The organism is Mesorhizobium sp. Primo-A (assembly GCF_003997175.1).
Lineage (GTDB): Bacteria > Pseudomonadota > Alphaproteobacteria > Rhizobiales > Rhizobiaceae > Mesorhizobium > Mesorhizobium ciceri.
Genome location: NZ_RZTG01000006.1, coordinates 99,224 through 111,174, shown reverse-complemented (window position 1 = coordinate 111,174; position 11,951 = coordinate 99,224). Strand labels below are relative to the sequence as shown.

The 11,951-nt window shown below is 62.4% G+C and carries 11 protein-coding genes and 1 other RNA gene; 6 read left to right on the top strand and 6 right to left on the bottom strand.

The window, feature by feature from the left end; translation table 11 throughout:
- Positions 1-120 precede the first annotated feature (120 nt).
- The 4 genes from pyc (at position 121) to EOC83_RS12950 (ending at position 4,961) form a co-directional block, all read left to right on the top strand.
- Positions 121-3,579 carry a pyruvate carboxylase gene (gene pyc / locus EOC83_RS12965; protein WP_063169212.1) on the top strand — a complete coding sequence of 1,153 codons (3,459 nt, stop codon included), beginning with the start codon at positions 121-123 and terminating at the stop codon, positions 3,577-3,579.
- Positions 3,580-3,739: 160 nt separating this feature from the next.
- On the top strand, positions 3,740-4,000 hold the full coding sequence (locus tag EOC83_RS12960) for a DUF2312 domain-containing protein (protein ID WP_013529099.1): 261 nt from the start codon (positions 3,740-3,742) through the stop codon (positions 3,998-4,000).
- A gap of 201 nt (positions 4,001-4,201) precedes the next feature.
- Positions 4,202-4,642 (top strand): hypothetical protein, encoded by a 441-nt coding sequence (locus EOC83_RS12955; RefSeq protein ID WP_013529100.1) that lies wholly within the window; start codon positions 4,202-4,204, stop codon positions 4,640-4,642.
- Between the two features lie 7 nt (positions 4,643-4,649).
- Entirely contained in the window at positions 4,650-4,961 is a 312-nt protein-coding gene (locus EOC83_RS12950; protein WP_024502896.1) for a hypothetical protein, read from the top strand.
- A 100-nt stretch (positions 4,962-5,061) separates the two neighbouring features.
- On the opposite strand, the gene msrB is transcribed toward EOC83_RS12950, so the two are convergent.
- The 5 genes from msrB to EOC83_RS12925 all read right to left on the bottom strand — a co-directional run bounded on the left by msrB (position 5,062) and on the right by EOC83_RS12925 (position 9,053).
- Complete coding sequence (gene msrB, locus EOC83_RS12945; RefSeq protein ID WP_013529102.1) at positions 5,062-5,466, bottom strand: peptide-methionine (R)-S-oxide reductase MsrB; 405 nt, start codon at positions 5,464-5,466, stop codon at positions 5,062-5,064.
- 197 nt (positions 5,467-5,663) lie between these two features.
- Positions 5,664-6,461 (bottom strand): hypothetical protein, encoded by a 798-nt coding sequence (locus tag EOC83_RS12940; RefSeq protein WP_063169211.1) that lies wholly within the window; start codon positions 6,459-6,461, stop codon positions 5,664-5,666.
- Positions 6,462-6,480: 19 nt separating this feature from the next.
- Positions 6,481-7,671 carry a VWA domain-containing protein gene (locus EOC83_RS12935; RefSeq protein WP_063169210.1) on the bottom strand — a complete coding sequence of 397 codons (1,191 nt, stop codon included), beginning with the start codon at positions 7,669-7,671 and terminating at the stop codon, positions 6,481-6,483.
- A 6-nt stretch (positions 7,672-7,677) separates the two neighbouring features.
- Positions 7,678-8,124, bottom strand: coding sequence for a GNAT family N-acetyltransferase (locus EOC83_RS12930; protein ID WP_063169209.1), 447 nt, complete (start codon positions 8,122-8,124; stop codon positions 7,678-7,680).
- Positions 8,125-8,189: 65 nt separating this feature from the next.
- Positions 8,190-9,053, bottom strand: a complete 864-nt coding sequence (locus EOC83_RS12925) for a LysR family transcriptional regulator (protein WP_013529105.1) — start codon at positions 9,051-9,053, stop codon at positions 8,190-8,192.
- Between the two features lie 136 nt (positions 9,054-9,189).
- Here EOC83_RS12925 and EOC83_RS12920 point away from each other — a divergent pair, with 136 nt between their 5' ends.
- The gene (locus EOC83_RS12920; RefSeq protein WP_063170360.1) at positions 9,190-10,758 is read left to right on the top strand and encodes an MFS transporter; all 1,569 of its coding nucleotides are present in this window, start codon (positions 9,190-9,192) and stop codon (positions 10,756-10,758) included.
- A gap of 15 nt (positions 10,759-10,773) precedes the next feature.
- Here EOC83_RS12920 and EOC83_RS12915 read toward each other — a convergent pair whose 3' ends face one another.
- The gene (locus tag EOC83_RS12915) at positions 10,774-11,613 is read right to left on the bottom strand and encodes a MoxR family ATPase (protein ID WP_063169207.1); all 840 of its coding nucleotides are present in this window, start codon (positions 11,611-11,613) and stop codon (positions 10,774-10,776) included.
- Between the two features lie 147 nt (positions 11,614-11,760).
- Between EOC83_RS12915 and ssrS the strand changes: the two genes are divergently transcribed.
- A non-coding RNA gene (gene ssrS / locus EOC83_RS12910) (6S RNA) lies at positions 11,761-11,916 on the top strand.
- The last annotated feature ends 35 nt before the right edge of the window (positions 11,917-11,951 follow it).

Below are 11,951 nucleotides of genomic sequence, written 5' to 3'. Positions count from 1 at the left end.
CCTTGGCGCAATGTTTCTATTTCAATCGGTTTAAGTGCGCGTCAATTTCGTTTGCACTGCAGCATTTTCACGCTAATCATTGCGCCGATTTCTCTTCCTTCCGTCGCTGGAGCCCAGTCCTTGGCCATCACGAAGATCCTCGTCGCCAACCGGTCCGAAATCGCCATTCGCGTCTTCCGCGCGGCCAACGAACTCGGGCTCAAAACCGTGGCGATCTGGGCGGAGGAAGACAAATACTCTCTGCATCGCTTCAAGGCCGACGAGAGCTACCAGGTCGGACGCGGGCCGCATCTGACCAAGGACATGGGGCCGATCGAAAGCTATCTGTCGATCGAGGAGGTGATCCGCGTCGCCAGGCTGTCGGGTGCCGATGCTATCCATCCCGGCTACGGATTGTTGTCGGAAAGTCCCGAATTCGCCGACGCCTGTGCCGAAGCCGGCATTACCTTCATCGGGCCGAGGCCGGACACAATGCGGCGGCTCGGCAACAAGGTCGCGGCGCGCAATCTCGCCATCGAGGTCGGCGTGCCGGTGATCCCCGCCACCGATCCGTTGCCGGATGACATGGAGACGGTCAAGACACTAGCCAAGGAAATCGGCTATCCGGTGATGCTGAAGGCATCATGGGGCGGCGGCGGCCGCGGCATGCGGGCCATCCGCGCCGAAGCCGACCTTGCCCGTGAAGTCACCGAAGGCAAGCGCGAGGCGAAAGCCGCCTTCGGCAAGGACGAGGTCTATCTCGAAAAGCTGATCGAACGCGCCCGCCATGTCGAGGTGCAGGTGCTGGGCGATACCCATGGCAATGCCGTGCACCTGTTCGAGCGCGACTGTTCGATCCAGCGCCGCAACCAGAAGGTCGTCGAGCGGGCGCCGGCGCCCTATCTCGAAATGTCGCAGCGCGAGGAGCTTTGCGGCCATGCGCTCAAGATCGCCCGCGAGACCAGCTATATCGGCGCCGGCACGGTCGAGTTCCTGCAGGATGCCGACACCGGCAAATTCTATTTCATCGAGGTCAACCCGCGCATCCAGGTCGAGCACACCGTCACCGAGCAGGTGACCGGCATCGATATCGTCAAGGCGCAGATCCATATCCTCGACGGCTTTGCCATCGGCACACCGGAATCAGGCGTGCCGGCGCAGAAGGACATAAGGCTGAACGGCCACGCGCTGCAGTGCCGTATCACCACGGAAGATCCCGAGCACAATTTCATCCCCGATTACGGCCGCATCACCGCCTATCGCGGCGCGACGGGCTTCGGCATCCGCCTCGACGGCGGCACCGCTTATTCGGGCGCGGTCATCACCCGCTTCTACGATCCGCTGCTGGAGAAGGTGACGGCGTGGGCGCCGACGCCGGCCGAGACGATCGCCCGCATGAATCGGGCGCTGCGCGAGTTCCGCATCCGCGGCGTCGCCACCAATTTGACCTTCCTCGAAGCGATCATCAACCATCCGAGCTTCGCCGACAATTCCTACACGACCAAGTTCATCGACACGACGCCGGAACTGTTCCAGCAGGTCAAGCGCCAGGACCGCGCCACCAAGCTCATCAACTATCTCGCCGACGTCAGCGTCAACGGCCATCCCGAGACGCGCGGCCGGCCGCAGCCGAAGGCCGACGCCGCGGCACCCGTGGTGCCTTACCTCAACGGCAATGTGCCCGGCGGCAGCAAGCAGAAGCTGGATGTGCTGGGCCCGCAGAAGTTCGCCGCCTGGATGCGCGATCAGAAGGAGGTTCTGGTCACCGACACGACGATGCGCGATGGCCATCAATCGCTGCTGGCGACGCGCATGCGCACGCATGACATTGCCGGCATCGCCGGTGCCTATGCGCGTGCCTTGCCGCAGCTTCTATCGCTGGAATGCTGGGGTGGCGCCACCTTCGACGTCGCGATGCGCTTCCTCACCGAGGATCCGTGGGAGCGGCTGTCGCTGGTGCGCGAGGCGGCGCCCAATCTGCTGTTGCAGATGCTGCTGCGCGGTGCCAATGGCGTCGGCTACACCAACTATCCCGACAATGTCGTGCAGCATTTCGTCAAGCAGGCAGCAAGCGGTGGCATCGACCTGTTCCGGGTCTTCGATTGCCTGAACTGGGTCGACAACATGCGCGTCGCCATGGATGCGGTCGGAGCCGAGGGCAAGCTGATCGAAGCGGCGATCTGCTACACCGGCGATATCCTCGATCCGGCTCGGGCGAAATACGACCTCAAATACTATGTCGGCCTGGCCGGGGAATTGCAGGCGGCCGGCGCCCACATCATCGCCGTCAAGGACATGGCCGGCCTGCTGAAGCCTTCCGCAGCACGCGTGCTGTTCAAGGCGCTGCGCGAGGCGACCGACCTGCCGATCCATTTCCACACCCACGACACGTCGGGCCTGTCGGCGGCGACGGTGCTGGCGGCGGTGGAAAGCGGCGTCGACGCCATAGACGCGGCGATGGATGCCTTCTCCGGCAACACCTCGCAGCCATGCCTTGGCTCACTCGTCGAGGCGCTGAAGGGCACCGAACGCGACCCCGGTCTCGACCCGCAATGGATCAGGAAGATCTCGTTCTACTGGGAAGCGGTGCGCAACCAGTACGCCGCCTTCGAAAGCGACCTCAAGGGGCCGGCCTCGGAAGTCTATCTGCACGAGATGCCGGGCGGCCAGTTCACCAATCTGAAGGAACAGGCTCGCTCGCTCGGATTGGAGACGCGCTGGCACGAGGTGGCGCAGACCTATCACGACGTCAATCTGATGTTCGGCGACATCGTCAAGGTGACGCCGTCGTCCAAGGTCGTCGGCGACATGGCATTGATGATGGTCAGCCAGGACCTGACCGTTGCCGATGTCGAAAACCCGGATAGGGATATCGCCTTCCCGGATTCGGTCGTCTCGATGCTGCGCGGCGACCTCGGCCAGTCGCCAGGCGGGTGGCCGGTGGCGCTGCAGAGGAAGGCGCTCAAAGGCGACAAGCCGATCACGGTGCGGCCCGGCTCGCTGCTCAAGCCAGCCGACCTCAAGGCCAACCGCAAGGAAATCGAGGAGAAGCTCGAGCGCAAGCTGTCGGAATTCGAATTCGCCTCGTGGCTGATGTATCCGAAGGTGTTCACGGATTTCGCCGGCGCGCAGGAAACCTATGGGCCGGTCAGCGTGCTGCCGACGCCGACGTATTTCTACGGCATGAAGCCGGAAGACGAGATCTTCGTCGACATCGAGAAGGGCAAGACGCTGGTGGTGCGGTGCCTGGCCATCGGCGATGTCGACGAGAAGGGCATGGTCACCGTGTTCTTCGAGCTCAACGGCCAGCCGCGCCGTGTCAAGGTGCCCGACCGGGCGCATGGCGCGTCCGCCGCCAAGGCCCGCCGCAAGGCCGAACCCGGCAACGAGGCGCATGTCGGCGCACCGATGCCGGGCGTCGTTTCTGCGCTTTCGGTGGCTGCCGGCCAGGCTGTGAAGGCCGGTGACGTGCTGCTTTCCATCGAAGCGATGAAGATGGAGACGGCGCTGCATGCCGAGCGCGACGGCACGGTCGCCGAGGTGCTGGTCAAGGCAGGCGACCAGATCGATGCCAAGGATCTGCTGATCGCTTTCAGCTAATTGATACCTTCCTGGGGGATCGCTGTCCGCATCGTGGCGGCAGCGTCAGTTCGATCATCGATAACAGCTTGACCCGCCGCCGGCGGTCGGGCATCGAGCCCGCTCAATTCGCCGCTGCATGCATCCCGAGTCGCGGCGCAGAAACGATGTGGAGAAAAATATGGCCGACGATATCACCGATACCAGCCAGACTGTTGCCGCCGGCCAGCTGCGTGCCTTCATCGAGCGCATAGAGCGGCTCGAGGAAGAGAAGAAGACCATTTCCGACGACATCAAGGAAGTGTTCGCCGAGGCCAAGGGCACAGGCTTCGACACCAAGGCGATGCGCACGATCATCCGGCTGCGCAAGAAGGACCAGGCCGAGCGTCAGGAAGAGGAAACCATCCTCGATCTGTACAAGGCCGCACTCGGCATGGTGTAGAGACCGTCTGGAAATTCTACTCCGGCGGCCATCTGGTGGCGTTTTCTGCGCTTCCCTAGTTCTACTGCAATGCAGTAGAACTGAGCTCACGTACTTTAAGTACGCTCCGCTCCGGTTCTCGAAACCACCACCATATGACTCGCCGGAGCGAATTTCGAAACAGTCTCCGGCCGAGCATGATGCCGGAGCGAGCATCGAGCCATGAGCGAATTCGACTTCGGCGCCCGCCGCGCCTCTGAATTCCGCCAGCGCGGCTTCTGGACGCTGTTCGCCGAGCGGCATCCGGAAGAAAGGGCTCTGATGGCGAGGCGCGGACCCTGGTTCTGGCAGCGCGGGCTGCCCGATTTCGCCTTGGTCCTTTCCATGTATGTCGCGCCGGCGCAGAGCCAGGTCGGCGTCTTCTTCGGCCGCAACGAGAAGTTCGGCGCCACGCAAGCGTGGTCGCGGTTGAAACCGTTCCAGCCTGATATCGAAGCCCGGCTGAAGCTCAGGCCGGAACAGAGTTGCGAGGATCTCGGCATCAATTCGATGTGGCGGGTGAACTGCTATGCCGAGGACAACTGGCCAGCCATGGCCGACTGGCTGGTGACCGAATGTTCGCGTTTCGAGCGCGCGGTAACCGAAGTCCTGAGGCAGGGATAGACATCCGGTGTTGCCAGAGGGTATCGGCTCCTTTTTCCGCTCACGCTGGCAAGGCCAGGTGCCGCTCGACCGGCTGTTCTGGCGCGACCTTGTTCTTGTCGGCACGGCGCTCAACGTCGCATCTCTGGTGGCCGCGATCGTCCTGCTCGGACTGAAGCTGCCGCTGGCGCTGGTTCTGGCGGTGCATTTCGCACCGGTGCCCTACAACCTCTTTCTGACCTTTTCCGTATGGCGAACCACGGAAAAGGCCGGTGGCGCCAAGGCCTCACTGATGACGCTCGGCGCCACATTATGGCTGATCCTGACGGTCGTGGTCTGAGAGCGGACACGGGCGCCCACCGCGTTCGCCGGGTTCGGCCGGGGGGCAATGAAAAGGGCGGCCGCAGCCGCCCTTTTCATTCATTCAATCGAATTTCGGTTCAGGCCGCCGGCTCGAATTTCAGCGCCACGCCGTTGATGCAATAGCGCAGGCCGGTCGGCGGCGGGCCGTCCTCGAAGACATGGCCGAGATGGCTGCCGCAGCGGGCGCAATGGCATTCGGTGCGAACCATGCCGTAGCTGCGGTCGACGGTGTTTTCGACCGAACCCGGCACCGGGTCGTTGAAGCTCGGCCAGCCGGTGCCGCTCTCGAACTTCAGCTTGGATTCAAACAAAGGCTGGTCGCAGCCGACGCAGGAAAAGGTGCCGGCGCGCTTCTCGTAGAGCAAAGCGCAACTTCCCGGCCGCTCGGTGCCGTGGCCGCGCATGACGGCATACTGCTCCGGCGTCAGCCGGGCGCGCCATTCGGCGTCGGTGCGGGTTACAGGGTAGGTGTGGGTGTCCATTCGATCTCCTCAGCCTTGCCGGCTCGCCACTACAGCGCCGCGCGCCCATCGGACGCGCAAAGGACGCTGTAGTACTTTGGTTTTGCGCATGATCCTTTCCGAACCGGAGGTTCGGGACCATGCGCGGATTGCAACCTCATATTCGCACCAAGATAGGCATTTGTTACGCGATTTGCCCGCATTTTCGATCGTGATCTTTATGCGATCGCCCTGAGATAGCGATCGACCGAAGCAGCGAACGCCGCTTTTGCGCCCCCGATGACATTCTGGTTCCACCATGCACCATAGATATGGTCGAACGCGAATGGCTCCAGTGCCGCCGCGATGCGGCGCACGGCCGCTGCATTGAGCGGAATGTAGTTCGGATAGCTGTACATGAAGCTGACATGGTGGCGCGTCGGCGTCACCTGCAAGATATCGCCGGCCAGCAAGACGTCGCCGACATCGCGTTTCCAGTGCAGCACCTGACCGCCGGCAAAGTGGCCGCCGCAGCGGATGAGCGTCAGCGAAGGGTTTATGGCCAGCGTCTCGCCTTCCCAACTGACGATCGCCTTGTGCGGTCGCATGATCCATTGGCGGTCGTCGGCATGGAGATAAATCGGCACGCCGCCAAACGCCTCGCTCCAACTGGCCATCACCGAATAATAGTGGCAGTGCGAGATGGCGATCGCCGCCAGGCCACCGCGGCGGTTGATCTCGGCCACCGCCTCGTCGCTGACCATCGAAACGCAGTCCCACAGCACGTTGCCGTGCGGCGTCTGCGCCAGCAGCGCCCGTTGGCCGATGGCGAAGCGCGGCTCGATGCCGAAGCCGAGAACGCCGGCATCGTCCTTCATAACAAGCCGGTGTCCTTCGGCAAGTTCCTCCGGCGTGATCCACGCTTGGCCCTCCCAGCGCACATATTGGCGCTCGTCCTCGCAGATCGGGCAATGTTCTGGCGGCGTCTCTGTCGCCGCGAACTGGACGCCGCATTGCAGGCAGAGGAAGCAGGTCATCGGATCTCCTGTCGGTCTTTCAGTGCTTTCTTGAAAGCTGCTTGGTCGCGCCCTCCAGCCCGGCCAGCGTCAGCGGGAACATGCGGCCGCCGAAAATGTCGCGGATCATCGCAACCGAATGGGTGTAGCCCCAGTTCTTGGGATCTTCGGGGTTCAGCCATACCGCGTTCGGCCATTGCTGCAGCAGACGGCCGAGCCAGACGCTGCCCGCCTCCGGATTCCAGTGCTCGACCGAACCGCCGGGGTGAGCGATCTCGTAAGGGCTCATCGAGGCGTCGCCGACGACGATCACCTTGTAGTCCGGACCGTATTTGTGAAGCAGGTCGAAGGTCGGAATCACCTCGGCATGCCTGCGGCGATTGTCCTTCCACACGCCCTCATAGAGGCAGTTGTGGAAATAGAAATATTCGAGCTGGCGGAATTCGGCGCGGGCGGCCGAGAACAGCTCCTCGACGCTTTTGATGTGGTCGTCCATCGAGCCGCCGACATCGAAGAACATCAACAGCTTCACCGCGTTGCGCCGCTCTGGCCGCGTCTGCACGTCGAGATAGCCGTGTTCGGCCGTGGCGTGGATGGTTCCGGGCAGGTCGAACTCTTCCTCGGCGCCCTCGCGCACCCAGCGACGCAGGCGTTTCAGCGCGATCTTGATGTTGCGGGTGCCGAGTTCGACGGCATCGTCGAAATTCCTGAACTCGCGCTTGTCCCAGACCTTCACCGCGCGGCGGTTGCGGCTTTCATGCTGGCCGATGCGCACGCCTTCGGGATTGTAGCCATAGGCGCCGAATGGCGAGGTTCCGCCGGTGCCGATCCATTTCGAGCCGCCCTGGTGGCGACCTTTTTGCTCCTCGAGTCGCTGTTTCAAAGTCTCCATCAGCTTTTCGAACCCGCCGAGCGCCTCGACCAGTTTTTTCTCCTCGTCGGTCAGGTGCTTTTCGGCGAGGCGGCGCAACCATTCCTCGGGGATATTGGCGACGTCCAGCGCGTCCGGTCCGCCCAGCGCTTCAATGCCCTTGAAGACATGCGCGAACACCTGGTCGAAGCGGTCGATGTGGCGCTCGTCCTTCACCAGGGCGGCGCGGGCGAGGTAATAAAAACCTTCGACGTCGTAGTCGACCAACCCGGCTTCCAGCCCTTCGAGCAGCGACAGATATTCCCTGAGCGAGACGGGAACGCGTGCAGCCTTCAGTTCAAGGAAGAAGGGGATGAACATGGCCGGTTACAGCAAATCATACTCGATGAAGCCCGTGCGGCGGGCGACGTGGTCGTAAAGCTTGCGCGCGGTGGCGTTGGTCTCGTGCGTCATCCAGTAGACATTCTTGACGCCGATCTTTGCCGCCTCTTCCTTCACTGCGTTGATAAGGGCGGCGCCGATCCCCTTGCCGCGCACATCCGGGTCGGCGAACAAATCCTGCAGATAGCAGTTGTTTTTCTCCGACCAGCCGGAGCGGTGGTACAGGAAGTGCGTGAGACCGACCGCCTTGCCGTCCAGTGTGGCGATGAAGCCTTTTGGCTCGAATTCGCCCGGAGTGAACAGCCGCTTCCAGGTGACGGCGTAGACCTCTTCCGGCAGCTTCGTCTCATAGAAGGTGAGATAGTCGGTCCACAGGCGCCGCCAATCGGCGTGGTCGGACTGCGCGAGCGGGCGGACGATTATCTCGGACATTTCGTTCCCTCTGAAGTCTGGAACCCGATCCATACCAATAGAATCGGGATCAGGAACACCCTTGCCTATTCGGCAGGCGAATTATATTCGCGAAAAGCGGTCGCGAGCATGTGCAGCGCCTCCCGCGCCCGCGGCGGCAGAGCGTGCGACTGCAAAACGATCTCGGACGGGGGAATTGGTGGCAGGCCGAGTTTGCGGCCCACCTCGATCAAGCCCGGGGGCACAACCCGGTAAGCGAGGGCGGAAAGGGCAAAGCCCGCCGATACCGCGATGTTGACGGCAGCGCCGCCGCCGCCGACGAAAGCCTCATTCCAGGCGATGCCTGCCCGGTCCAGCGCTTCGACCGCTCTCATACGGTCCGGGCAATTGCATCTGGTGCTTAAAAGAGCCAGGCGCAGGGGCGTGCCTGGTCGCCATTCGAAGCCAGGTGCCGCGAACCAGCCATAGTGGGTGCGCGACAAAGCTTCACCGCGTCGACTGTCATCTTCCTGGTGCACAATCACCGCATCGAGTTCGCCGCGATCGAAAGCTTCTTCCAGCATGGAGCTGGTATCGATCCGTATGTTGAGCGCGAGCGACGGATCGTGGGCATGAAGCTGGGCGATCAGCGTGGAAAGCTCAGGCCCCGCGACATGATCGACGAAGCCGAGCGCAAGCCGACATGGCGCCGCGGAAAATTCCGCGACGGCGCGTTCATGGGCGGCAAGGAATTCGCGGGCCACGGGCAGGAAGACAGCCCCCCTTTCCGACAGTGCCACGCGGCGCGGGGTTCGTTCGATCAAACGTGCGCCGAGCTTTTCCTCGAGCCGCCGCAACTTGACGCTGATCGTCGCCTGGGTGCTGCCAAGTGCTGCAGCCGCCCGGGTGAAGCTCTGCAGGTCGGCCACCATGACGAAAGTGCGCACGGCATCGACATCGAGACTGGCCATCTCCGTCATTCCATTTTGTTATCTCTGAAATAGAAATGCATAGTCTTTTTTCATAGTAAAGCCTCGTCTATGTCATCTCGACCGCAGTTTGAAGAGCCAGCCCGGTTCCAGAATGCTTCGACAGAAAGTGATCGACATGACGTTTCAAATCGACCGAAACACCGTTGCGCTTGCCGGGGCCTGCCTTGCCTCGCTGCTGTTCGGCCTCGAAATCTCCAGCGTCCCGGTGATCCTTCCGAAACTGGAAAGCGTGCTCGCCGCCGACTTCAAGGATCTGCAATGGATCATGAACGCCTACACCATTGCCTGCACCACGGTGCTGATGGCGACAGGAACGCTGGCCGACCGCTTCGGCCGCAAACGGGTGATGGTGATCGCCACCATCGCCTTCGGGCTGGCCTCACTGCTGTGCGGCCTCGCGCCGAGCGCTTCGCTCCTCATCATTGCACGCTTCCTGCAAGGCCTGGCGGGAGGGGCGATGTTCACTTGCAGCGTGGCCGTCTTGTCCCACCAGTTTCAGGACGGCAGCGAACGCGGCAAGGCTTTTGTGGCCTGGAGCGTCGTCTCGGGGATCGGGCTTGGCTTTGGTCCCGCCATCGGTGGATTGATCGTCGCGTTCTCGAGCTGGCAGTGGGTGTTCCTCATCCATGTGCCGCTTGCCATCCTTGCGCTGGTCTTCATCGGTGCCGGTGTCACCGAATCACGCGACCACAATGCCCAGAAGCTTGACCGTGCCGGTATCCTGACGCTCTCGTTCGCGGTGTTCGGCTTCTCCTATCTGATCACGCAAGGGGCCGATCTCGGCTCTGGTGCCCGCATCGGCGTGGCAAGTGCTGCCGTGCTGGCCTTCGCCGCGTTCCTCGTTGCCGAGAAGATCAGCCCCTATCCGATGTTCGATTTCTCGGTGTTCCGGATCCGTCAATTTTCGGGAGCGATCATGGGCGGCATCGGCATGAATTTCAGCTATTGGCCGTTCATCATGTATCTGCCGATCTATTTTTCGGGTGTGCTCGGCTACGACAGCACCACGACCGGCCTGCTGCTGCTCGTCTACACGCTTCCCTTGATGCTGATGTCCTCGACCGCCGAGCGCCTGCGCGCCCGCTATCAGGCGCGGGTGGCGATCCCGCTCGGGTTGCTGACATTGGGGGTCGGCTTTATCGCCATGAGGATAGGTTCGAGCCTTGAGGGAGCCAGCTGGCTGACCATGCTGCCCGGTACGCTGATCGCCGGTATCGGTATCGGCCTCACCAACTCACCGACCACCAACACCACGACGGGTTCGGTGTCGCCGGATCGCGCCGGCATGGCTTCGGGCATCGATATCAGCGCGCGGCTGATCACGCTCGCCATCAACATCGCGGTGCTGGGCCTGCTGTTGACGCAGGGAATTGCTTCCTATCTCAAAACCGCATTGGGCACGGCCCTTGACCCGGACGAATTGCGCGCGTTGGCGGAAAAGATCGCCACCGGAAATCTCGATGGCCTCTCCCAATATTCGCCCAGGCTGGCGACCCTCGACCCGTCCGGCGCGCTTGCGCATGCCGCCTTGGTCAACGGTTTTGGCTGGGTCATGCTCTATAGCGGGATCGGCGTTCTTGCCCTTGCCGTCATCAGCTTCGTCGTCTTCGGCCCCAGAAACGTCGCGCCGCAAGAGGCAAGGGACCGTCATCGTGCTCAGGGCGCAAGCGAAGCTCGATCGTAGCAAGTGCCCGGCGCCTCACCCTTGCCTGCGCGCCATGAAGGCAAGCCGCTCGAACAGATGGACATCCTGTTCGTTCTTCAGCAATGCGCCATGCAGCTTGGGCAACGCGTTCTTCGGGTCGGCGCGCAGATCCTCGGGCGCGATATCGTCGGCGACCAGCAGGCGGATCCAGTCGAGCGCCTCGGAGGTCGACGGTTTTTTCTTCAGCCCCGGCACTTCGCGGATCTCGTAGAACTGGGTGAGGGCTGCCCGAACCAGGTTCTGCTTGATGCCGGGATAGTGGACGTCGACGATTCTGTGCAGCGTGTCGACGTCGGGAAAGCGGATGTAATGGAAGAAGCAGCGGCGCAGGAACGCGTCCGGCAACTCCTTCTCGTCGTTGGAGGTGATGATGACGATCGGCCTGACGGCGGCGCGGATGGTTTCGCCGGTCTCGTAGACGAAGAACTCCATCCGATCGAGTTCCTGCAGGAGATCGTTTGGGAATTCGATGTCGGCCTTGTCGATCTCGTCGATCAAGAGCACGACCTTCTTGCCGGCGGCGAAAGCCTCCCAGAGTTTGCCGCGCTTGATGTAGTTCCTGATGTCGTTGAAGCGCTCGTCGCCCAACTGGCTGTCGCGCAGCCGCGAGACGGCATCATATTCGTACAGGCCCTGCTGCGCCCGCGTCGTCGACTTGACGTGCCATTCGATGAGGTCGAGGCCGAGTGCAGCCGCCACCTGGCGGGCCAGTTCCGTCTTGCCGGTGCCGGGCTCGCCCTTGACCAGCAAGGGCCGCTCCAGCGCGATCGCCGCATTGACGGCCACCATCAGATCCTTGTCGGCGACATAGGCCGCCGTGCCTTCGAAACGCATTCTTGCTCCTCGGTTGGTCATCGCGACCGTAAGGACGAGGCCGTGCCTGTGCAAGGGTGAGGTGTTGGCGGCGCGAGGGCCTGAACCAACACGGAAAGAGTGCCCGTCTCACTGGCGCTTAGCCGGCCGGCAGCCTATATTGGGCGGGACGGTCTGTGCTTCCCGGCAGGAGAACATTTTCCCCGGGGCCTTAACGATCCTTAGGGAGCTGTCCCTGGGAAGACCCGTGGGTTTTCTCACACGGCGCCCACCTACTTTGTAGGTTCCCGGGATCGCTCTCTCCACCGGTTGTGTGGATCGTCACTTATTGCCACGCGTCCCGCATTTCGGTGGATGAT